This is a genomic window from Streptomyces sp. NPDC048411, assembly GCF_040704695.1.
In the GTDB taxonomy this organism is placed as follows: domain Bacteria; phylum Actinomycetota; class Actinomycetes; order Streptomycetales; family Streptomycetaceae; genus Streptomyces.
The window spans coordinates 18,469-40,562 of record NZ_JBEZKL010000064.1; the positions used below are offsets into that span (position 1 = coordinate 18,469).

At 70.3% G+C, this 22,094-nt stretch carries 21 protein-coding genes, 1 other RNA gene and 1 pseudogene; 18 read left to right on the forward strand and 5 right to left on the reverse strand.

Features of this window, described 5'->3' with window-relative positions:
* Positions 1-421 (forward strand): LPXTG cell wall anchor domain-containing protein (locus AB0915_RS22340; RefSeq protein WP_366692749.1); only part of this gene is annotated, 421 nt, incomplete at its 5' end.
* Between the two features lie 106 nt (positions 422-527).
* Here AB0915_RS22340 and AB0915_RS22345 read toward each other — a convergent pair.
* Positions 528-725, reverse strand: coding sequence for a hypothetical protein (locus tag AB0915_RS22345; protein ID WP_366692750.1), 198 nt, complete (start codon positions 723-725; stop codon positions 528-530).
* 269 nt (positions 726-994) lie between these two features.
* Here AB0915_RS22345 and ftsE point away from each other — a divergent pair, with 269 nt between their 5' ends.
* From ftsE to ssrA, 5 genes are all read left to right on the forward strand, one after another.
* Positions 995-1,684, forward strand: coding sequence for a cell division ATP-binding protein FtsE (gene ftsE / locus AB0915_RS22350; protein WP_366692751.1), 690 nt, complete (start codon positions 995-997; stop codon positions 1,682-1,684).
* A gap of 23 nt (positions 1,685-1,707) precedes the next feature.
* The gene (ftsX, locus tag AB0915_RS22355) at positions 1,708-2,625 is read left to right on the forward strand and encodes a permease-like cell division protein FtsX (RefSeq protein WP_366692752.1); all 918 of its coding nucleotides are present in this window, start codon (positions 1,708-1,710) and stop codon (positions 2,623-2,625) included.
* Positions 2,626-2,693: 68 nt separating this feature from the next.
* Positions 2,694-3,902 (forward strand): S41 family peptidase, encoded by a 1,209-nt coding sequence (locus AB0915_RS22360; protein WP_366692753.1) that lies wholly within the window; start codon positions 2,694-2,696, stop codon positions 3,900-3,902.
* Between the two features lie 18 nt (positions 3,903-3,920).
* Positions 3,921-4,409 carry an SsrA-binding protein SmpB gene (smpB, locus tag AB0915_RS22365; RefSeq protein ID WP_366692754.1) on the forward strand — a complete coding sequence of 163 codons (489 nt, stop codon included), beginning with the start codon at positions 3,921-3,923 and terminating at the stop codon, positions 4,407-4,409.
* A gap of 97 nt (positions 4,410-4,506) precedes the next feature.
* Positions 4,507-4,876: a transfer-messenger RNA gene (ssrA, locus tag AB0915_RS22370) on the forward strand.
* A gap of 87 nt (positions 4,877-4,963) precedes the next feature.
* Here the strand turns inward: ssrA and AB0915_RS22375 are convergent.
* On the reverse strand, positions 4,964-6,223 hold the full coding sequence (locus AB0915_RS22375) for an MFS transporter (RefSeq protein WP_366692755.1): 1,260 nt from the start codon (positions 6,221-6,223) through the stop codon (positions 4,964-4,966).
* Positions 6,224-6,308: 85 nt separating this feature from the next.
* Here AB0915_RS22375 and AB0915_RS22380 point away from each other — a divergent pair, with 85 nt between their 5' ends.
* Positions 6,309-7,274 carry a LysR family transcriptional regulator gene (locus tag AB0915_RS22380; protein WP_366692756.1) on the forward strand — a complete coding sequence of 322 codons (966 nt, stop codon included), beginning with the start codon at positions 6,309-6,311 and terminating at the stop codon, positions 7,272-7,274.
* A gap of 20 nt (positions 7,275-7,294) precedes the next feature.
* Here the strand turns inward: AB0915_RS22380 and AB0915_RS22385 are convergent, their stop codons facing one another.
* Positions 7,295-7,588 (reverse strand): hypothetical protein, encoded by a 294-nt coding sequence (locus tag AB0915_RS22385; protein WP_366692757.1) that lies wholly within the window; start codon positions 7,586-7,588, stop codon positions 7,295-7,297.
* A 350-nt stretch (positions 7,589-7,938) separates the two neighbouring features.
* Here AB0915_RS22385 and AB0915_RS22390 point away from each other — a divergent pair, with 350 nt between their 5' ends.
* From AB0915_RS22390 to AB0915_RS22405, 4 genes and pseudogenes are all read left to right on the forward strand, one after another.
* On the forward strand, positions 7,939-8,589 hold the full coding sequence (locus tag AB0915_RS22390) for a hypothetical protein (RefSeq protein WP_366692758.1): 651 nt from the start codon (positions 7,939-7,941) through the stop codon (positions 8,587-8,589).
* A gap of 15 nt (positions 8,590-8,604) precedes the next feature.
* Positions 8,605-10,797, forward strand: coding sequence for a bifunctional polysaccharide deacetylase/glycosyltransferase family 2 protein (locus AB0915_RS22395; protein WP_366692759.1), 2,193 nt, complete (start codon positions 8,605-8,607; stop codon positions 10,795-10,797).
* On the forward strand, positions 10,794-12,041 hold the full coding sequence (locus AB0915_RS22400; RefSeq protein WP_366692760.1) for an acyltransferase: 1,248 nt from the start codon (positions 10,794-10,796) through the stop codon (positions 12,039-12,041). The genes AB0915_RS22395 and AB0915_RS22400 overlap by 4 nt, the downstream gene beginning before the upstream one ends.
* Positions 12,042-12,127: 86 nt before the next feature.
* A pseudogene (locus tag AB0915_RS22405) lies at positions 12,128-12,505 on the forward strand (winged helix-turn-helix domain-containing protein); the annotation flags it as partial.
* On the opposite strand, the gene AB0915_RS22410 reads toward AB0915_RS22405, so the two are convergent.
* Entirely contained in the window at positions 12,454-13,014 is a 561-nt protein-coding gene (locus AB0915_RS22410) for an anthrone oxygenase family protein (RefSeq protein WP_366692761.1), read from the reverse strand. The pseudogene AB0915_RS22405 and the gene AB0915_RS22410 sit on opposite strands and share 52 nt — an antisense overlap.
* Before the next feature lie 210 nt (positions 13,015-13,224).
* Here AB0915_RS22410 and AB0915_RS22415 point away from each other — a divergent pair, with 210 nt between their 5' ends.
* On the forward strand, positions 13,225-13,788 hold the full coding sequence (locus AB0915_RS22415; RefSeq protein ID WP_366692762.1) for a GNAT family protein: 564 nt from the start codon (positions 13,225-13,227) through the stop codon (positions 13,786-13,788).
* 29 nt (positions 13,789-13,817) lie between these two features.
* On the opposite strand, the gene AB0915_RS22420 is transcribed toward AB0915_RS22415, so the two are convergent.
* Positions 13,818-14,360, reverse strand: coding sequence for a GNAT family N-acetyltransferase (locus tag AB0915_RS22420; protein WP_366692763.1), 543 nt, complete (start codon positions 14,358-14,360; stop codon positions 13,818-13,820).
* A gap of 112 nt (positions 14,361-14,472) precedes the next feature.
* Between AB0915_RS22420 and AB0915_RS22425 the strand changes: the two genes are divergently transcribed.
* The 6 genes from AB0915_RS22425 (at position 14,473) to AB0915_RS22450 (ending at position 21,861) form a co-directional block, all read left to right on the forward strand.
* On the forward strand, positions 14,473-15,084 hold the full coding sequence (locus tag AB0915_RS22425) for a CGNR zinc finger domain-containing protein (RefSeq protein WP_366692764.1): 612 nt from the start codon (positions 14,473-14,475) through the stop codon (positions 15,082-15,084).
* Positions 15,085-15,205: 121 nt separating this feature from the next.
* Positions 15,206-15,793 carry a sigma-70 family RNA polymerase sigma factor gene (locus AB0915_RS22430; RefSeq protein ID WP_366692765.1) on the forward strand — a complete coding sequence of 196 codons (588 nt, stop codon included), beginning with the start codon at positions 15,206-15,208 and terminating at the stop codon, positions 15,791-15,793.
* A complete protein-coding gene (locus AB0915_RS22435; protein ID WP_366692766.1) occupies positions 15,790-16,734 on the forward strand; it encodes a zf-HC2 domain-containing protein in 945 nt (314 codons plus the stop codon). The genes AB0915_RS22430 and AB0915_RS22435 overlap by 4 nt, the downstream gene beginning before the upstream one ends.
* Positions 16,735-16,895: 161 nt before the next feature.
* The gene (locus AB0915_RS22440; RefSeq protein WP_366692767.1) at positions 16,896-19,295 is read left to right on the forward strand and encodes a UvrD-helicase domain-containing protein; all 2,400 of its coding nucleotides are present in this window, start codon (positions 16,896-16,898) and stop codon (positions 19,293-19,295) included.
* Between the two features lie 434 nt (positions 19,296-19,729).
* Entirely contained in the window at positions 19,730-21,166 is a 1,437-nt protein-coding gene (locus tag AB0915_RS22445) for an NAD-dependent malic enzyme (protein ID WP_366692768.1), read from the forward strand.
* 413 nt (positions 21,167-21,579) lie between these two features.
* A complete protein-coding gene (locus AB0915_RS22450) occupies positions 21,580-21,861 on the forward strand; it encodes an HU family DNA-binding protein (RefSeq protein WP_003968811.1) in 282 nt (93 codons plus the stop codon).
* Positions 21,862-22,094 lie beyond the last annotated feature (233 nt).

The following is a 22,094-nucleotide window of genomic DNA, read 5'->3' on the forward strand; positions in this document are numbered from 1 at the left end:
AGGTGCGGGCGACCAGGGTGGTGCGGGCGACCAGGGTGGTGCGGGCGACCAGGGTGGTGCGGGCGACCAGGGTGGTGCGGGCGACCAGGGTGGTGCGGGCGACCAGGGTGGTGCCGGTGACCAGGGTGGCGGCAACGGCAACGGTGGCGGCACCGCCGGCAAGGGCGGCAGCACCGGCTCGGCCACCGGTGGCGACACCGGCACCTGCACCGTCGACCTCGACGGCACCGTATGCGCGGACAACACCGACACCGACTCGGTCGGTAACCAGCCGGTCGAGCAGGGCAAGGGCAAGGACGAGCTCGCCGAGACCGGTGCGGCCGAGACCACGTTCCTGCTGGTCGGCGCCGCGACGATGATCGCCGGTGGCATCGGCTTCCGGATCCTGCCGCGTCTGGTGAACGGTCGTACGGTCGCCTAAGGCCTCCGGCCGCCAGGTGCACCTACGTACACAGAAGGGCCCGGGACATGCGTCCCGGGCCCTTCCCACGTACTCTCACTCCCGCCGTACGGGCGGCTGCGGGCAGCTACACGGTCTGGTGCGCCAGCAGCGCCAGCGCGCCCACCAGCACCACCAGCAGGGCGACCAGCATCGCCGGGCTCAGCCCCGCGAAGGGTCCCTGATCCTGCTGCTGCAGCCGTGCGCGGCTGGCCCGGCATACGGGGCATCGGCCCTCGTTGACGGGCGCCGCGCAGTTCGCGCACACCAGTCGGTCATAGGTCATGCGCTTTCCTCCTCCCGCGCGGCGGAGCCGCATACGCTTTCTCTCCGCACAACGCTCCTGGAAACGCATCCGTTCCCCCTCCACTGTGCCAGGTCGCGCGGAATTCGGCGCGGCCCGCCCGGGAACACCCGGTCCGTTCCGGTTCCGGTTGCGCCCCCACCCGGTTCCGTTCCGCCATAAATCGCCCATCACGGGACGCGCGCCTGCACGGCTGAGCCCGGTTCGCGTATGGTCACGCACACCTACTCCCGGCCGACCGTGGTGCATTCGTGATCCGATTCGACAACGTCTCCAAGACCTACCCGAAGCAGAGCCGTCCCGCTCTACGGGATGTGTCTCTCGATATCGAGAAGGGCGAGTTCGTCTTCCTGGTGGGCTCCTCCGGCTCCGGCAAGTCCACTTTCATGCGACTCATCCTCCGTGAGGAGCGCGCCAGTCAGGGCACGGTCCACGTCCTCGGCAAGGACCTCGCGCGCATGTCCAACTGGAAGGTGCCGCACATGCGCCGCCAGCTGGGCACCGTCTTCCAGGACTTCCGTCTGCTCCCCAACAAGACCGTTGCGGAGAACGTGGCGTTCGCTCAGGAGGTCATCGGCAAGCCGCGCGGCGAGATCCGCAAGGCGGTTCCGCAGGTCCTCGACCTCGTCGGGCTCGGCGGCAAGGAGGACCGGATGCCCGGTGAGCTCTCCGGTGGTGAGCAGCAGCGCGTGGCGATCGCGCGGGCGTTCGTGAACCGCCCCGTGATGCTGATCGCGGACGAGCCGACCGGCAACCTCGACCCGCAGACCTCCGTGGGCATCATGAAGCTCCTGGACCGGATCAACCGGACCGGGACCACCGTCATCATGGCGACCCACGATCAGAACATCGTCGACCAGATGCGCAAGCGCGTCATCGAGCTGGAGAAGGGCCGTCTCGTACGCGACCAGGCCCGCGGCGTCTACGGCTACCAGCACTGAGCATCGAGCACTGAAAGGACGCCATGCGCGCCCAGTTCGTCCTGTCGGAGATCGGCGTCGGCCTCCGTCGCAACCTCACGATGACCTTCGCCGTCGTCGTCTCCGTCGCCCTCTCGCTCGCCCTGTTCGGCGGCGCGCTGCTGATGCGCGAACAGGTCAGCACGATGAAGGACTACTGGTACGACAAGGTCAATGTCTCGATCTTCCTCTGCAGCAAGAGCGACGCGGAGTCGGTGCCGAAGTGTGCCAAGGGCGCCGTCACCGCGGAGCAGAAGAAGGAGATCGAGAGCGACCTCCACAAGATGAAGGTCGTCGACACGGTCACGTACGAGTCGGCCGACCAGGCGTACAAGCACTACCAGGAGCAGTTCGGCGATTCGCCGATGGCCGGCAACATCACGCCGGACCAGATGCAGGAGTCGTTCCGGGTCAAGCTCCACGACCCGAAGAAGTACAAGGTCGTCGCCACTGCCTTCGCCGGACGTGACGGGGTGCAGTCGGTCCAGGACCAGAGAGGGATCCTGGACAACCTCTTCGGTCTGATGAACGGCATGAATGTGGCCGCGCTCTTCGTGATGGCGCTGATGCTGGTCATTGCGCTGATGCTGATCGTGAACACCGTCCGCGTCTCGGCGTTCAGCCGGCGCCGCGAGACGGGCATCATGCGGCTCGTCGGCGCCTCCGGCTTCTACATCCAGATGCCGTTCATCATGGAGGCCGCGTTCGCCGGTCTCATCGGTGGCGTGCTCGCCTGCGTCATGCTGCTGGCCGGGCGATACTTCCTGATCGACGGCGGACTGGCGCTCGAGTCGAAGCTCAACCTGATCGACTTCATCGGCTGGGACGCGGTCTTCACCAAGCTGCCGCTGGTCCTCGCGATCGGTCTGCTGATGCCCGCCGTTGCCGCGCTCTTCGCGCTCCGCAAGTACCTCAAGGTGTGACATGAGCCCCGTGGGGCGTGCGGCCAACCGGCCGTGCGCCCTCGGGGCGTTGTCCTAGACTCGTCGCCATGTCGGGCCCTACGCATCGTCTCCCGCCCCGCGGCTTCGGCCGCGGGGCGGCCCTGACATTGGTCTTCGCGAGCGTCCTCGCCACAGCGGCGGCCACCGGGTCGCTGCCGCAGAGTGAGGAGAGGGCCGCGGCGATGAGGGCCCGTTCCGTCGCCTCCACCGTCGACCGCGACGAGATCGCCGCCGCGGCGGCCGAAGCGGTGGCCGACGGCAAGTCGAGTACGGAGGCGGCCGAGGCGGTCGTCAGCCGCAGCGGGGACCGCTGGGGCGCGGTGTACGACGAGCGGGAGTACGAGGAGTTCGAGCAGGCCCTCGACGGCTCCTACACGGGCGTCGGCCTGGCCGCGAAGCGATCCGCCGACGGACTGGTCGCGGTGGCCCGGGTCCATCCCGGCGGCCCCGCCGACCTGGCCGGCATCGAGCCCGGCGACCTGCTCCGTACCGTCGACGGGCGCCGGATCGACCGGCGCCCCGTCTCCGAGGTGGTCGCCCTGCTGCGCGGGGACCGTACGAGCGCTGCCGTGGGCACCACCGTCGTGTTGGTGGTCCAGCGCGGCGTCACGGGCCCGGCCAGGACACTGACGCTGACCCGGGCCCGGCTCACCACCGAGGCCGTCACGGTCCGCAGGCTCGGGGCGAAGCAGCTCGGACCGGACCGTTCCGCTTCCTCCGCGGCTGTACTGATCAAGGTCGACTCGTTCACCAAGGGCTCGGGCGCCAGGATTCGTGACGCCGTCCGGGACGCACCGGCGGGCGCCGGGGTGCTGCTCGATCTCCGGGGCAACTCCGGGGGGCTGGTCACCGAGGCGGTGATCGCCGCCTCCGGATTCCTCGACGGCGGACTGGTCGCCACGTACGACGTGCACGGCGTGCAGCGCGCCCTCTACGCCACGCCGGGCGGTGACACGGACCGCCCGGTCGTCGTCCTCGTCGACGGCGGCACCATGAGCGCGGCCGAGCTGCTGACCGGAGCCCTCCAGGACCGGGGACGTGCCGTCACGGTCGGCTCGCGCACCTTCGGCAAGGGATCCGTGCAGATGCCCAGCAAGCTCCCGGGCGGCTCGGTGGCCGAGCTGACCGTCGGCCACTACCGCACGCCGGCGGGCCGCAGCGTCGACGGCCGCGGCATCACCCCGGATCTTGTGGTCAGCTCCCGGGCCCTCCGGCGGGCCGAGACAGTATTGAGTGGCCTCGGGGGTGGGTCGTAGTGCGAAAATGGCCACACTATGGCTAAGGAAAAGGACACAGGGCGCAAGCTCATCGCGCAGAACAAGAAGGCGCGGCACGACTACCACATCCTCGACACCTACGAGTGCGGTCTCGTGCTGATGGGCACCGAGGTCAAGTCGCTCCGGCTGGGCCGGGCCTCGCTGGTGGACGGCTTCGTCCAGATCGACGGGAACGAGGCGTGGCTGCACAACGTGCACGTCCCCGAGTACGTGCAGGGGACCTGGACCAACCACTCCGCCAAGCGCAAGCGCAAGCTGCTGATGCACCGGGCCGAGATCGACAAGCTGGAGTCGAAGTCGCAGGAGACGGGGCACACGATCGTGCCGCTCGCGCTGTACTTCAAGGAGGGCCGGGTCAAGGTCGAGATCGCGCTCGCCAAGGGCAAGAAGGAGTACGACAAGCGGCAGACGCTGCGCGAGAAGCAGGACCTGCGCGAGACGAACCGCGCGATCTCGGCGGCCCGGCGGCGGCAGCGGAGCGCCTGAGTGAGGCCCGCCGGGAATAGGCTGGCACCGTCGCCCGTTGGTCACGTACGATGGCACTGCACTCCACAGCGGGTGCGTGCATTTGAAAAAACAACATGGGGATGATCGGTTTCGACAGCGGATGTCGAAGCAGGGGAAGCGTGTCGAGGAAGCGGCAATGATCTCGTAAACCATATGTCGCAACCAATAATCGCCAACACCAAGCGCGATTCCTTCGCCCTCGCTGCCTAAGTAGCGACTTGCGAAGTGTCAGCCCGGGGGTGATCCCGACCCGGATCCTGGCATCATCAAGGGATCTAAACTTCTAGGCCCGGTCACGGGGCCTGGAAGGAAATCAAACAGTGACTGAGCCCGTCGGAGACTTGTTCGCGTGATTTCCGGGGCCGAGAAAAGCGCAGCGAACTGCACACGGAGAAGCCCTGATTCTGCACCGTTGGACGCGGGTTCGATTCCCGCCATCTCCACAATTCCCATGTGAACGAGGACCCCGTTGCCCACCGGCAGCGGGGTCCTCGTTCTGTGTACGGGCACGGCACCCTCGCGCCGGTGCGGGGTCACGCGCCGTTGCCGCGCACGCGGACCCCGGCCGCCGCCACCGCGAGCGCCAGCCCCGCCGCGCACCCCGGCACCACGTACGCCGTCACCGTCCCGGCGTGCTCCACCACCCAGCCGCCGGTCGCCGAACCGGCCGCTATTCCGCCCAGCAGCGCGGTGACGGAGAGCGTCATGCCCTCGTTCAACTGACCCTCGGGGGTCAGCCGCTGCACCAACGTCATCCCGGTGACCATCGTCGGCGCCGTCGCCGCGCCGGCCAGCAGCAGACTTCCGGCCAGCGCAAGCAGTGAATCGGTCGAGGAGGCGGCGAGCAGCGGCAGGGACATCAGCGCCGTCATCCCCGCCAGGCACCACAGGAGCCGCCGCCGGATGCCCACGGCCGGGCGCAGCGACCCGTACAGCAGTCCCGCCACGCACGAGCCGCCCGCCTGGAGCGCCAGGATCGCGCCTCCGGCGTGCGCGATCGTGACGACCTCCATGGCGCCGAAGACCGCGCCGGTGGCCAGGAAGGCGGTGAGCAGTGCGGGCATGCCCCGGGTGCGCAGCGGGGAGCCCGCCCGTGTGGCAGGCGCCACCGGGGGTTCGGTGGCGCGCTGAGCGGCGAAGATGAGCATGCCCGTCATCAGCAGCACCGCACCGATGAGCGTCCCGGCCTCCGGGAAGAGCGCCGCGCACAGGAACGCGGCGAGGGCGGGGCCGAGCATGAAGCACAGCTCGTCCGCGGCTTGTTCGAAGGAGTTCGCGGTGTGCAGGGCGGCCGGGTCGCCGCGGTGCAGATGGGCCCACCGGGCACGGGACATGCCGCCGGTGTTGGGGGTGGTGGCGGTCGCGGCGTAGGCGGCGAAGAGCGTCCAGTCCGGGGCGTCGTAGTGCACACAGAGCAGCAGCGCGAGCGAGCCGAGTACGGCGATCGCGGTGGCGGGCACGGCGATCCGGGCCTGGCCGTACCGGTCGACGAGCCGGGCCGTCCAGGGCGCGACCACGGCGGTCGCGGCGAGTCCGGTCGCGGTGACCGCCCCGGCCAGGGCGTACGAACCGCGCGACCCGGCGATCATGACGATCGCGCTGACGCTGAACATGCCCATCGGCAGCCTGGCGATCAGGTTGCCCGCCGTGAACGCGCGGGCGCCGGGGGTGGCGAGCAGTCGGCGGTACGGGTTGGTGGAGGCGCGGCGGACGGGGGCGCCGGTCCGCAGGGCGATCACCAGCATGTCTCCGGAGACGGCATGCAGGGGCGTGGTGGGAGTGTCGTACGGCATGGGCTCAACCCTCGCGGTGGCCGGCCCGTGCGGTCCAACACCTGCTCCGCACTCATTCACGCATCTGTGTTGTAAATTCGGGCCGGTGACCTCCTCCGATATCGATCCGCGGCTGCTGCGCGCCTTCGTCGCCGTCGCCGAGGAGCTGCACTTCACCCGTGCCGCTGCCCGGCTCTACCTGGCCCAGCAGGCACTCAGCCGCGACATCCGCCGACTGGAGCGCGAGCTCGGTGCGGAGCTGTTCGTACGGAGCACCCGCCAGGTCTCCCTCACACCCGACGGCGAACGACTGCTGCCGCACGCCCGCCGGGTGATCGCCGCCCACCAGGACCTCCGCGCCGCCTGGGCGGTGCAGACGCGCCCGCTGCTGGTCGACGTCAGCGTCCCGATCGGGACGGGTCACCGACTGCTCGGGCTGGCCCGCGACGAGGCGCCGGGAGTGGAGTTCGTGGCGCGCTATCTGAGCGGGCTGACGGGGGCGGCCGCGGAGATCCTGGCCGGGCGGCTCGACGTCTCCTTCGGCCGGGTCGCGGGGCTGGATCCGGCGGTGCGGGCGGGGCTGGCGCATCAGCCGGTCTGCTTCGAACGGCTGACCGTCCTGCTGCGCGACGACCATCCGCTGGCCTCGCTCGCCCAGGTCCCGATGGGGGCGCTGGCGGGGGAGCGGCTGTACGCGGCGGCGGGCAACCCGGCCACGGCAGAGTGGACCGACCTCGCGGAGCGGCTCTTCGCGGGGCGGGGGATCGAACTGGTGGCCCCGTTCCCGGAGATCGTGGGGGAGGAGGAGTTCGTCCGGGTGGTGCGGAAGCAGGGCTGGTCGGTGCTGGCGAGCACCGAGTTCATCGAGGTGCCGGGCATGGTCGTACGGCCGCTGGTCGACCCCGTACCGCTGTCACCGGTGTCGCTGGTGTGGCGCAAGGGGCTGAAACACCCGGGGGTGGACGCGCTGCGGCGGGTCGCGGCGAGGGTGACGGCGGCGGAACGGGGGCTGGAGGTACCCGCCGGGAGCTGGCTTCCCGAGGGCGATCTGGCACTGATGTCGCAGAGGTGAAGGGGCGGCCCGGAGACGGCTCAGCGGGTCGGGCGGCTCCGGCGGCGGCCGCCGCCGGAGAACGCCAGGCCGGCGAGTCCGGCGACGAGCACCACGAACGGGACGGCGACCGCCACGGACCCCGCGTCCTCGATGCGCTCACGCAGCGAGGGGACCCAGGTCAGGGCGAAGAGGCCGATGCCGGCCATGCCGATCCCCCAGGCCCGGGGGCGTGCCACGTATCCGGACAGCCACGGAGGCAGCCATCGCAGGGCTGCCGCGGCGCAGCCGGACAAGGTGGCCGCGAGGCCGACCGTGATGAGGATGGCCGACATGCCGTTCTCGATTCTCGTGAAGTGCCCGCACGATAGGAACATTTGTCCGGGAGGAGGGGCCGATTGGTCGATTGGTTGCCCAACGATGCCTCAACTCCCGAAGGGATAAACATGGATCGGACGTGCAGTTTTGGACCTGTCGACCGGTCGCGGGCCGGGTGAAAACGGTGCATCTCGTACCGTGAGCATCACCCGTTCAGGGCTATTTTCGTCAGCTTCGTACACCACATTCATCCTCCGGGTGCAAGGTGCTGAGGGGCGCGCGGACTGGGTGGGGGCCCGGTTCGCCGGTACGAGACCGGCTCAAACGTGCGCGCCCGTTTATCCGAGTGGGAGTTGTGCCTACACCCGTGGAAAATTGGCGTGAAGGTGCCCGGACCGGGCACACGCACGAATGGAACGACGTCACCGTCCAGCGCGACGGTCTCGGGCGTCAACTCTCCGAGCTCTCGGTCGAACCGGGAGCCCCCGAAGGCTCCGACGGTCCGGTCTTCGTCGACGAGAGCGGTCGGCGCAGCAAGACGTTCAGGCGTCTGGGCTGGGTCCTTGCCGCGGTCTGCGCCTGTTACGCGGTGACGCTGGTCGTCGCCCTGCTCAGCGGTAATTCCACTGCGCCGTGGCTGCCGCTCTCCGGCGAGAAACAGCACAAGAAGGCGGAAGAGGTCCGGGTGCCGCCCACTCCGTCGGGCAGCGCGGCCACGGTCGTGCCGGTGGGCGCGGCACCGGCCGCCACGGCGGCGGATCCGGCGACCGACGTCCGCGCGAAGCCTTCGGGCAGTGCCGGGTCCAGCACCCCGTCCGCGTCCGCATCCAGCAAGGCCCCGTCGAAGCCCACCGTCGGCGCCACCCATACGGGTGACACCGGCGGTGGCACGAAGCCCGGCCCGGCGACGTCGGCCCCCGAGTCGCCCGCAGCCACCACGACGCCGCCCGTCGATCCCGGTCCCACGCCGTCGCCCACCGAGCCCACCGAGTCCCCGGATCCTCCCGTGGAAGAGTAAGAAGGCACCCACTAGATGACCACCCCCGCCTCGCGGGGCAGGCACAACAGACAGAAGCGGAACAGGCGGCGCGGGCTTCCCATGCGCTATCTGCTGCCGTCCGTATTCCTCGTTGCCCTGCTCGCCATGCTGATGCTGCGCGGTTACGTGCACAGCGAAATCCTCGCCGACCACCGCATTCAGGCCCCGGCGGCCACGGACCGTGTGCCCGACACCATCCTCGGCGGCGGTCCGGTCATCGATGCCCGGAGCACCACCGGGCCCGCCAAGTCGCTGACCGTCCCCGATCACCGGATCGTGCTGACCTTCGACGACGGCCCCGACCCGGTGTGGACCCCGCGAGTCCTCGACGAGCTGAAGAAGTACGGCGCGCACGGCGTCTTCTTCGTCACCGGAACCATGGCATCGCGCTACCCCGGACTCGTCCACCGCATGGTCGAGGAGGGGCACGAGGTCGGGCTGCACTCCTTCAACCACCCCGATCTCTCCTACCAGTCCCACTCCCGTATCGACTGGGAGCTGTCCCAGAACCAGCTGGCACTGGCGGGCGCGGCAGGTATCCGTACGTCCCTGTTCCGGCCCCCGTACTCGTCGTTCGCCGACGCGATGGACAACAAGTCCTGGCCGGTCACCCAGTACGTCGGCACCCGTGGCTACCTCACCGTCGTCAACAACACCGACAGCGAGGACTGGAAGCGCCCCGGCATCCCCGCGATCATCGAACGGGCCACGCCCAAGGGCGGTAAGGGCGCCGTCATTCTGATGCACGACTCCGGCGGCGACCGGTCCCAGACCGTGGCGGCGCTCGGCGAGTTCCTCCCGCGGATGCAGCAGCAGGGCTACACGTTCACCAACCTCACCACCGCTCTCGGTGCCCCCAGCGCGCACACCCCCGTGACCGGGCTCGCGCTGTGGAGGGGCAAGGCGTTCGTGTACGCCGTCGGACTTTCGGAGAACATCACCGACGCGCTGGTGGTCGGGCTCGTCGTCATCGGGGTGCTCGTCCTCGCCCGCTTCGGCCTGATGCTGCTGCTGTCCTTCCTGCACGCCCGAAAGGTCCGAGGGCGGGGCTTCGGCCGGGGACCCGCGTACACCCGCCCCGTCTCGGTGCTGGTACCCGCGTACAACGAACGCGAATGCATCGCCAACACCGTGCGCTCCCTGGTGGCGAGCGACCACCCCATCGAGATCATCGTCATCGACGACGGCTCCACGGACGGCACGGCGGACATCGTCGAGGCGCTGCGGCTGCCGAACGTCCGCGTCATCCGCCAGCGCAACGCCGGGAAGTCCGCCGCCCTCAACAACGGCATCGCACACGCCCGTCACGACATCGTCGTGATGATGGACGGCGACACGGTCTTCGAACCCGCCACCGTCCGCGAACTCGTCCAGCCGTTCGCCGACCCGGAGGTGGGCGCCGTCGCCGGGAACGCCAAGGTCGGCAACCGCGACTCGTTGATCGGCGCCTGGCAGCACATCGAGTACGTGATGGGATTCAACCTAGACCGCCGGATGTACGACATGCTGCGCTGCATGCCGACCATCCCCGGCGCGGTCGGCGCCTTCCGCCGTGATGCGCTGGACCGGATCGGCGGCATGAGCGAGGACACCCTCGCCGAGGACACCGACGTCACGATGGCGCTGCACCGCGACGGCTGGCAGGTCGTCTACGCGGAGGACGCCCGCGCCTGGACCGAGGCGCCGGAGACCGTGCAGCAGCTGTGGTCGCAGCGGTACCGGTGGTCGTACGGCACCATGCAGGCGATCTGGAAGCACCGCCGCGCCGTCATCGAACGCGGACCGTCCGGCCGCTTCGGGCGCGTCGGCCTGCCGTTCGTCGCCCTGTTCATGGTCGTCGCCCCGCTGCTCGCGCCCCTCATCGATGTCTTCCTGCTGTACGGGCTGGCCTTCGGCCCCACCCAGAAGACCGTCGTCGCCTGGCTCGGCGTCCTCACGGTGCAGGCCGTCTGCGCCGCGTACGCCTTCCGGCTCGACCGGGAACGCATGACGCATCTGATCTCGCTGCCCCTCCAGCAGATCCTCTACCGGCAGCTCATGTACGTGGTACTGCTCCAGTCCTGGATCACCGCACTCACCGGCGGCCGGCTGCGCTGGCAGAAGCTGCGCCGTACCGGAGTGGTGGAAGCACCCGGCGCGATGGTGAGCCAGCGCAGGCGTGTCAACGATCGGAGGCCCGTCGCATGACGAGCAGCTACACCCCCGCAGTCCCTCCGCCGCACCCGGCCCCGGCACCGGTGCCGGGACAGTCCGCCGCACCGTCGTCGGAGACCACCGCCCCGCCCGCCCCGAAGAGGCCGGGCCGCGACCGCTATCTCGACCTGCTGCGCGCCGTCGCCCTCGTCCGTGTCGTCGTCTTCCACACCTTCAGCTGGGCCTGGCTGACGGTCGTGTTCCCCTCCATGGGTGTCATGTTCGCCCTCGCGGGGTCGCTGATGGCACGCTCGCTTGACCGCCCCGCCCCGACTGTCGTCCGCGCCCGGCTCCGCCGTCTGCTGCCCCCGATGTGGGTGTTCGCCGCAGTCGTCGTCCCGGTCATGTTCGCCCTCGGCTGGAAGCCCGTGAAGGAGGAGGGCATCTGGTGGTTCATCAAGCTGGGCTGCTACCTCCTTCCGGTCGGCGCCCCGCCGTATCCCTGGGAGAGCGGCTCAGAGGGCGGCTTCCTGGAGGTGTCCTGGGCGGACCAGGCCGTCGGCCCGCTCTGGTACATCCGGGCCTACCTCTGGTTCGTGCTCGCCTCGCCGCTGCTACTGAAGGCCTTCCGCAGGATGCCCTGGCCGACGCTGTTCGCCCCGCTCGGCCTCACCGCCGTGTTCGGCACCGGACTGGTCACCGTCCCCGGGGAGACCGGCGAGGGGCTCGTCGACTTCGCGGTGTTCGGCTCCTGCTGGATTCTCGGCTTCGCCCACCACGACGGGCTGCTGAAGAAGATCCCGCGCTATCTGGCGGTCTCGCTCGCCGCGCTCACGATGGCGTTCGGACTGTGGTGGGCCTCGGCGCATCTGACGGAGGAGGGCTGGAATCTCGACGAGATCCCGCTGGCCCAGGCGACCTGGTCGCTCGGCTTCTGCGCGATACTGCTCCAGTACGCACCGTCCTGGCAACAGCTCCCCGGCAGGCTGGCCCGCCTGGACGGCCTGATCACCCTCGCCAACAACCGCGCGGTGACGATCTACCTCTGGCACAACCTGCTGATCATGGCGACCTCGCCGCTCATCGACCAGTTGTGGAACGTCCCCTGGGTCGGTGATCACCTCGGTACGTACATAAGCGACTCGTACGCGGAACTGATGCTGGTCCTGGTCTGGCCGCTGCTGGCGCTGATGATCCTCGCGGTCGGCTGGGTCGAGGACGTCGCGGCGAAGCGCAGCCCCCGGCTGTGGCCGACCGGTGCGTCCAGGAGACGGAGGCACGCACCGGCCCCGCAGTGACCGTCCCCCTCCTCACCGGGCCGCCGCCGGTCCGGTGAGAACAAGGTTGCCCACCGGTCACCTCGCGGCACCGCGTCCACCGCTGGATGGAACCCGAGGACCTCGCCCCGCTCAACCGGCTGCTCTGCCGTGAACTGCCCAGTGGGGCGCGCACGTTGCCGATCGCCGGCCACCGGGTCGAGATCCGCGGTCACGCCGTCCTCGTCGACGACGAGCTGCGCCCGGTGCCGCCCGCCGGTATGGCCCTGCTGCACGCCCTGGCCCGCAGGCCTGGCTGGGTCGTGGCCCGCGCGGACCTGCTGCGCGCCCTGCCCGGCAGTGGTACGGACGAGCACGCCGTGGAGACAGCGATGGCCCGGCTGCGTACGGCACTCGGTGTGCCGCGGCTGATCCAGACGGTCGTCAAGCGCGGCTACCGGCTGGCGTTGGGCTTCGCGGCTGACGCCAAGCGCGCGGATTCCTGAGGGCGCAGACGGGCCGTCAGGAAGGAGGCGCGCAGGAGCAGGGCGAGCGCGCCGGTGCACAGGACGGCCCGCACGGCGTTCCAGGCGACCCACGCGTCCTCGAACCGCTCCCGCACGGCGGCGGGATCGGCGATCCGTGCCGGATTCCCCGCGTCCGCAAGGGCGTTGTTGAGCGGGACGGAGACCCCCGAAGTGAGCAGGAAGGCAGCGGCGTACACCGCGAGCGCGGCGAGGATCCACCGGCGGGGGCCGGGGGAGTGGCGCTGTTGCCAGGCGGCGACGCCGGTGAGGATCAGCGCCCCGAAGAAGCCGGCGAAGAAGACGGGGTTCTGGATGACGTCATTGATGTTCTGCATGACCTCGATGAACGTCCGGTCGTCGCTGCGGCCGAGCGCGGGCATGACCGCGCACGAGAAGACCTGGAACGCGCCGGCGACCAGGCCGGTGGTGACGGCCGCGCCGCCGAGGACGAGGTGGTGGAGGCTGCGGGTGGGCCGGTTGGTTGTCATGTCTTCCAGTGAAGTCGCATGGGTGGCACCGCTCCATCGTTCAAACGCGCAGCTTCATACGCGGGCGTCCAGGACGGACCGGGGGCGGTCGGCGCGGCGTGCCGCCACGGATGCGGGAGCGGAACGACCGGCGGAAACCGGCGTCGTGAGGGGGAGTGGGGGGTGAGCGCGGTCGTGCGGGCCGGAGGCGCGCCGGACTACCGTGCGGGGATGATCCATGACACTCACCGCCTCGACGCGGAAGTACGACTCCGCCCCGCCACCCCGGGCGACGCCGCCTCGCTCGCCGATGCGCTGACCCGCAGCCGTACGTACATGCAGCCCTGGGAACCCCTACGGCCCGACACCTTCTACACCGAGCAGGGCCAGCGGGAGCGCCTGGCCTGGATACTGGCGGACCGCGAGGCGGGGCGGGTGATGCCCTGGGTGATCGCCGACGCCGAGGACCGTGCGGTCGGCGGCTTCACGCTCTCCAACATCGTGCTCGGGCCGTTCTGCAGCGCCGTGCTCGGCTACTGGGTCGATGTCACGTACGCCGGACGCGGTCTGGCCACCGCCGCCGTGCAGCGGATCTGCACCGTGGCCAGGGACGAGCTGCGGCTGCACCGGGTGGAGGCCGGGACCGTGCTCGACAATGTGGCATCCCAGCGGGTGCTCACCAAGTGCGGCTTCGAGGAGTTCGGTACGGCTCCGCGCTATCTGCACATCAACGGCGAGTGGCGGGACCACCGGCTGTTCCAGCGGATCCTGCACGACGGCCCGCCGGCAGGCTGAGTCCGTCGGCGCTGCGCGCCCCGGCCGGTCTACGCCGCGTGCCGGACGTGCAGATGCCCGTCGAGCGGCCACGGCGCGCGGGCCGGGAGGATCTCCGCGAAGGCGTATCCGCACTTGACCGCGACCCGGCACGACGCTTTGTTGTCCTCCTGGTGGATCAGTTCGAGCCGTCGAAGGCCGTCCTCGGCGAAGGCGGTGAACGCCCAGTCGGTGAGCGCTTCGACCGCCTGCGGGGCGATCCCGCGCCCGCGCGCCCACACCGCCGTCCAGTAGCCGACCTCGGCCGAACCGGATCCGGGGTGCGGGTACTTGAGCGCCACATTGCCGACCAGTTCGTCGCCGCGCTCGGTGTCGACGACGGCGAAGCTGAACCGGGTGCCGGTCTCCCGGCCCTCGGCCTGCACCCGCAGCCAGCGTTCCGCGTCCGCCTCGTCCGTCACGGGATGCAACAGCCAGTTGCGCATCGTCGGATCGCGGTACGCCTCGACCAGCGCCGGTATGTCGTCCTGGCGCCAGGGCCGCAGCAGCAGGGCTCCGGCCGAGAAGGCGACCGCGCGGAGATCGTCGCTCATGGCCCCACCGTACGCGCCGAGTTCGGCGGCGGTTGGAGGGGTTACGGCCCGGGCCGCCGAGGGGCACTCTGGTGGTGGCTCCCACCGGCGACTCCGAGGCGGTGACATGCGCATGGCGGCGGGTAGAGGCTCGTGCGACTGGCGGTTCGACTCCGGGCGGCTCTGCCTGGACCTGGTGGCGACGGGGATCGGAACCTCCGGCGCCTGCGAACTGCTCGACGGGACCGACCGGCTCGCCGACTGGCTGGTGGCCGCCGGACTCGTACCGAAGGGCACATGTCTCGACGCCGTCGACGACACCTGGCTGCTGAACTTCCGCCTGCTGCGGACGGGCGTCGACCGGCTGCTGACCGCCGAGCTCGGCGGTCGTGGCGCCGAGGGCGTGCTGGAGCGGGTCAATGAACTCGCCGCCGCGCCTCCGCCGGGGCTGCGGGCCGTGCGTGCCGGGAACGGCGTTCTGGTACGGGCGCTCAGTGCCGAGCCCGAGTGCGGGGCGCTGCTGGCCGCCGTCGCCCGCGACGTCGTGGAACTCCTGACGGACCCGGAGGCCCGGGCCGGGCTCCGCCGCTGTGAGGGCGGCACCTGCCGACGGCTCTACCTCGACACGTCACGGGGGAGGCGCCGCCGCTGGTGCTCCAGCGAGGTGTGCGGGAACCGGGAGCGGGTGGCCCGGCACCGGCGGCGGACGGCGGCGCTCGCGGCCCCGGCGGATGTGTCCGCGTGAACCGTCGTGCACAGGTACATCGTGTCCACGTAAAAAATCTCGAACGGCTTTGAATGGATCGCGGCCCGCCTCCGTATTCGATGGCCAAGGAGCTCTACAGGGTCTCGACCGGGAGGTTCGGGTGCGCAAGGATGCGGCCGTGGCCGATGACCGTCCGCACAGGGCTCGACATCGCAGTGAACCGCCCGCGTCACCCTCCGCCGTTTTGGACGAGGAGCTGATGCGGGCGCTCTACCGCGAACACGCCGCACCGTTGCTCGCGTACGTGCTCCGCCTTGTCGCCGGCGACCGTCAGCGGGCCGAGGACGTGGTGCAGGAAACACTCATCCGTGCCTGGAAGAACGCCGGTCAGCTCAACCGGGCGACCGGCTCTGTCCGCCCCTGGCTGGTGACGGTCGCCCGGCGCATCGTCATCGACGGCCATCGCAGCCGGCAGGTCCGGCCGCACGAGGTCGATCCGTCGCCGCTGGAGGTCATTCCCGCGGAGGACGAGATTGACAAGGCGTTGTGGCTGATGACTCTCGCGGATGCGCTCGACGATTTGACCCCTGCCCATCGGGAAGCACTGGTCGAGACCTACTTCAAGGGACGTACGGTCAATGAGGCCGCCGAAGTGCTCGGCATACCCAGCGGCACGGTGCGGTCCCGGGTCTTCTACGCACTGCGCTCGATGAAGCTCGCACTCGAAGAGAGGGGGATCACGGCATGAGCGACCACGAGTGGGAGCCTTTCGGGCCCCGGCCGGCCGGTCCCTCCAGCCCCACCGGCCCCACCGGTCCGCGTGGCCGCCCCGCGTTCCCCCTCGGGCCGGGCAGCTTCGGCGGTCCCGATGACTTCGGCGGCTTCGGCGGACGCGGCGGTTCCGGCGGTTCCGGTTCCGGCGCGGCGGTGGAAGGGCCGGAGCACGACGCCGCCGGTGCATACGTCCTGGGCATCCTGGACGACGCCGAAGCGTCCGCCTTCGAAGCACATCTGGCGGGCTGCGCGCTCTGCGCCGCCCATCTCGACGAGTTCGCCGGGATGGAACCCATGCTCGCGATGCTCGCCGAGGCCCCCGCCACCGTGCCGGGCGCCCGCTCCGTCCCGTACGTCCCGGAGCCGCCCGCACCCCGGGTGCTCGACCGGCTGGTCGACGAGGTCGCGGCCAAACGGGCCCGGCGCAAGCGACGCGGCAGGTATCTGGTGGCGGCGGCAGCGGCGCTGATCATCGGTGGTCCGGTCGTCGCGGTCATGGCCACCGGCGGCGACAGCGGCACGACCCAGGCGGCCGACCCGCACCCCACCACCCCCGCCGAGGACGCTTTCTTCCACCACATGCAGGAGAAGGTGCAGGCGACCGACCCCACCACCCGGGTCGCCGCCACCGTCGGCATGGAGAAGAAGGCGTGGGGCACGCATGCGGTGCTGGAGCTCAGAAACGTCAGGGGTCCGCAGAAGTGCAGCCTGATCGCCGTGTCCAGAAGCGGCGAGGAGGAGGTCGTCACCTCCTGGTCCGTCCCGAAGTGGGGCTACGGCATCAAGGACTCCCCGCACCCGTCCGCGAAGTACCCGCTCTACGTCCACGGCGGCGCGGCGATGGACCGCGCCGACATCGACCATTTCGAGGTGCGGACCTTCGACGGCAAGCGGCTGGTGGACATCGACGCGTAGGGGATGACAGCGGGAAATCGGGCCGTGGAAGCACCCGCCATCGGGGTCCGACGCGCAATCGATACCTGCGACGCGCATGATCCGGGCCCGCCGCAGATGCGCGGCGGGCCCCCTTCGCATAAGGTTGACGGCTGCCCAATGCACGTCAGAAGGGGGCCTCGGTGGCCGCGCAGGATGCCGCTGTCGATTCGTTGCGGGACCGGGAAATCGGTGTCGAGCAGGAACATCTCGACCGTGTTTATCACCGCCTTGAGGAGAAGATCCACGAGGCGGAATTCCTCATGAACGATGCCGTCAAGCGCGGTCAGGTCGGAACCCCGGGTGCGCTCGCCGAGCGCGACGCCCAGGTGTTCCGGGCCGGGATCCACCTCAACCGGCTGAACAGCGAGTTCGAGGACTTCCTCTTCGGGAGGATCGATCTGCTGCTCGGCAAGGACGGTGAGCGCGGTCCGGACGGCGCCTACACCTCCGTCGAACCGGCCGACGACGCCGTACGCGACGACAGCACCGCCGACATCGCGGAGACGCTCCACATCGGCCGGATCGGGGTCCTCGACGCCGACTACGCACCGCTGGTCATCGACTGGCGGGCACCGGCCGCCGCGCCGTTCTACCGGTCGACGCCGAAGGAGCCGGGCCGGGTGGTGCGACGCCGGGTCATCCGGTCCAAGGGCCGCAAGGTCCTCGGGGTCGAGGACGACCTGATGCGCCCGGAGCTGACCGCGTACAAGGACGGCCACAAGCTGCCCGTGATCGGTGACGGTGCGCTGATGGCGGCGCTCGGCCAGGCCCGCAGCCACACCATGCGGGACATCGTCTCCTCCATCCAGGCCGAGCAGGACCTGGTGATCAGGGCGCCCGCCGCCGCCGTCACCGAGGTCTCCGGCGGTCCCGGCACCGGCAAGACCGCCGTGGCCCTGCACCGCGCCGCGTACCTGCTCTACCAGGACCGGCGGCGGTACGCGGGCGGCATTCTCGTCGTCTCTCCGACCCCGCTCCTCGTCGCGTACACCGAAGGGGTGCTGCCCTCGCTCGGCGAGGAGGGGCAGGTCGCGATCCGCGCGGTCGGCTCGCTCTCCGACGAGGCGGCGGGTGTCGAGGGCGCCACCACGTACGACGAACCGGCCGTCGCGCGGATCAAGGGCTCCTCCCGGATGCTCCAGGTGCTGCGCAAGGCGGCCCGCGGGGCGCTGGAACAGCCGCGGACCCCGGGCGCGCCGCAGAACGAGAAGGACGGCCAGCTGTCGTTCGGCGAGCCCGACGAGTCCGGGGACGGGGCTGCCGCGCCCCTCACCACCCCCACCCGGCTGCGCGTCGTCGCCTTCGGCGCCCGCGTGGAGCTGAACGCCGACGAGCTCCACCGCATCCGGCAGTCCGTCCTCGGCGGCACCGCGCCGGTCAACCTGCTGCGCCCGCGTGCCCGCAGGCTGCTTCTGGACGCCCTGTGGAACAAGTCCTCCGGCCGGGGCCGCTACACCGACCCGGAACTCGCCGCGGAACTGCGTACCTCCTTCGACGAGGACGTCTCCACCGAGACGCCGTTCCTGGTGTTCCTGGACGCCTGGTGGCCCGAGCTCACCCCGCGCGGGGTGCTCGCCGCGATGGCCGACGAGAAGCGGCTCGGCCGGTGGGCGCGCCGGGTCCTCAACCAGGGCGAGGTGCGCCGCCTCGCCCGCTCGCTGAAGCGGCTGGACAGCACCGGCCAGGGCCCCCTGTCCGTGCACGACGTGGCGATCCTCGACGAGCTGCACACCCTGCTCGGCACCCCGCACCGGCCGAAGAAGAAGCGCGAGTTCGATCCGCTGGACCAGCTCTCCGGTCTGGAGGAGCTGATGCCGCAGCGCGAGGAGAGCCAACGCGAGCGGGCCGAGCGGCTCGCGGCGGAGCGCACGGAGTACACGCACGTCATCGTCGACGAGGCGCAGGACCTGACGCCCATGCAGTGGCGCATGGTCGGCCGCCGCGGCCGGACGGCCACCTGGACGATCGTCGGCGACCCGGCGCAGTCCTCCTGGTCGGATCCGGACGAGGCGGCCCAGGCGCGCGACGAGGCGCTCGGCAAGCGCCCGCGCCGTCACTTCACGCTCACCGTGAACTACCGCAACCCGGCGGAGATCGCGGAGCTCGCGTCGAAGGTGCTGGCGCTCGCGATGCCCGGCATGGAGTCCCCGGCCGCGGTCCGCTCGACCGGCGTGCAGCCCCGCTTCGTGGCCCTGCGCGACGGCGATCCGGCCGGGACGGTACGGGAGGAGGCGCGGCGGCTCCTCGGCGAGGTGGACGGCACGGTCGGTGTCGTCGTCGCGATGCACCGGCGCGCGCAGGCCCGGAAGTGGCTGGCGGAGCTCGGCGACCGGGTGGTGGCGCTGGGCAGTCTGGAGGCGAAGGGCCTGGAGTACGACGCCACGGTGGTCGTCTCGCCCGCCGAGATCGCGGACGAGTCACCGGCCGGTCTGCGGGTGCTGTACGTGGCCCTGACCCGGGCGACGCAGCAGCTGACCGTGGTGTCGGGGGAGCGGGACCTGCCCGACGAGGACGGTGTGCCGGACCTGCTGAGGGACTGAGCCGGAGGCCGGCGGAGGCGGGCGGAGACCGGCGGGGAGAAGTCAACCCGAGATGGGGGAATCACTTCTCCGGGGTCTTTGTTAGCCTGGTGTCGGCACCGGTTCGATCCAAGCCCCCGGGCCCAACCTTCGTCGCTACGAGCGACCACTTGCCGCGAGGCGAGCATGGCGGGTCGGTGCCACTCAAGTGAAAAGACGGACCCGCGTCACCTTCCGGTGGCGCGGGTCCGTTCTTGTTTGTGGCCCTGGCATGTCCGTCGCCCCGGTGGGGGGGTTCCGCTCAACACCTCCTATCTCGTATGGTGGAAACTACTTTCCGAAACGCGGCAGTCATTACCGGCTACCCATCAGTAGGTGCGAATATCGGGAAGCGTGTCCGAGGTGAACGCCCCGGCCGCGTGGCAATGAAGCTAGGGAAAGCGAAGGACTCGGCCATGGCAACGGCGCCCAGCGTCTCGTACTCGATGACGGTCAGGCTGGAGGTGCCCGCGAGCGGCACAGCAGTCTCCCAGCTGACCACGGCCGTGGAGTCCTCCGGCGGTTCGGTCACCGGCCTCGACGTGACCGCTTCCGGTCACGAAAAGCTCCGGATCGACGTCACCATCGCGGCCTCCTCCACCTCGCACGCGGACGAGATCGTCGAAGGTCTGCGCGACATCGAGGGTGTCGTGCTGGGCAAGGTCTCCGACCGTACGTTCCTGATGCACCTCGGCGGCAAGATCGAGATGGCGTCCAAGCACCCCATCCGCAACCGTGACGACCTCTCGATGATCTACACCCCGGGTGTGGCGCGGGTCTGCATGGCGATCGCCGAGAACCCCGAGGACGCCCGCCGCCTCACCATCAAGCGCAACTCCGTCGCAGTTGTGACGGACGGCTCCGCGGTGCTCGGTCTCGGCAACATCGGCCCGATGGCGGCCCTGCCGGTCATGGAGGGCAAGGCGGCCCTCTTCAAGCGGTTCGCCGGCATCGACGCCTGGCCGATCTGCCTGGACACCCAGGACACCGACGCGATCGTCGAGATCGTCAAGGCGATCGCCCCCGGCTTCGCGGGCATCAACCTGGAGGACATCTCCGCACCCCGCTGCTTCGAGATCGAGGCACGGCTGCGCGAGGCCCTCGACATCCCCGTCTTCCACGACGACCAGCACGGCACCGCGATCGTCGTCCTGGCCTCGCTGACCAACGCACTGCGCGTGGTGGGTAAGGGAATTGGGGATGTGCGGGTCGTCATGTCCGGCGCCGGAGCGGCCGGTACGGCCATTCTGAAGCTGCTCATCGCCGCGGGCGTCAAGCACGCTGTCGTCGCCGACATCCACGGTGTAGTACATGCGGGCCGCGAGGACCTGGTCTCCGCCGATGCCGATTCCCCGCTGCGCTGGATCGCCGAGAACACCAACCCCGAGTCGATGACCGGCACCCTCAAGCAGGCGGTCGTGGGCGCCGACGTCTTCATCGGCGTCTCCGCCCCGAACGTGCTGGACGGCGACGACGTCGCGGCGATGGCGGACGACGCGATCGTGTTCGCGCTCGCGAACCCGGACCCCGAGGTGGACCCGGCAATCGCCCGCCAGACCGCAGCAGTTGTCGCCACCGGCCGCTCCGATTTCCCGAACCAGATCAACAATGTGCTGGTCTTCCCGGGCGTTTTCCGCGGTCTGCTGGACGCTCAGTCCCGCACGGTCAACACGGACATGATGCTGGCCGCGGCCCGCGCCCTCGCCGACGTCGTCGCCGAGGACGAGCTGAACGCCAACTACATCATCCCGTCGGTCTTCAACGAGAGGGTCGCGGGAGCGGTTGCCGGAGCCGTCCGGAACGCCGCGAAGGGCGTCGGGGGCACTGTGACGGGCCCGGGGGACCTCGGCTGAACCACTCACTCACAGAACCCACCACGGCCCCCGCCGTCGCCGCCCACGGCCGCGGTGCCCCCCACGTCGACCTGACCGACGGCGCGTCGCGTGTCGCGGCACCCCAAACGCCCCTTTAGGGTGGGCGGGCAGCGAGCCCCGCAGAGGTCCGCACCCGCTGCGGACCGCTTAAGGGAGTCGACGGAACGTCACCACGACGAGGCAGTGGCGCTTTCGTGTGACTCCGGAGGGTGCCGGATTGGCTTTCCCGCCGCAGGTGGGGGCAGGATGCTTCCCCAAGGACTACGTCCGGGGGAGACCCCACAAGGCGCGAGGTCTAATGACAGACCCGGCTTCGGGGACTGTCCGAGGGCCCTGGCAGCATCGGCTTCGATCTCACGCCTCACAGGCAAGAAGAACACGGGAGTAACAACATGAACCGCAGTGAGCTGGTGGCCGCCCTGGCCGACCGCGCCGAGGTGACCCGCAAGGACGCCGACGCCGTGCTGGCCGCCCTCGCCGAGACCGTCGGTGAGATCGTCGCCAAGGGCGACGAGAAGGTCACCATCCCCGGCTTCCTGACCTTCGAGCGCACCCACCGTGCCGCTCGCACCGCTCGTAACCCGCAGACCGGCGACCCGATCAACATCCCGGCCGGCTACAGCGTGAAGGTCTCCGCGGGCTCGAAGCTCAAGGAAGCCGCCAAGGGCAAGTAGGCCCCGTAGGCGCGACGGAGGGCGGTCACCCCGACCAGGGTGACCGCCCTCCGTCGTACCGCCCGCAGAAGCGGCCCTGACGGCTTCCCCGCGACAGGGAGTGGTTCGGCGAGCGGAGTCGCAGGGCGTCGGGCGCCCACTCCCCGTCGCGGGGGAAGCCGTGAGCCCTTCCGGCGATCGAAAACGGGGGCCCGGGGGCAGTGCGACGCGGTTGGTCACCAACAGCGTCGCAC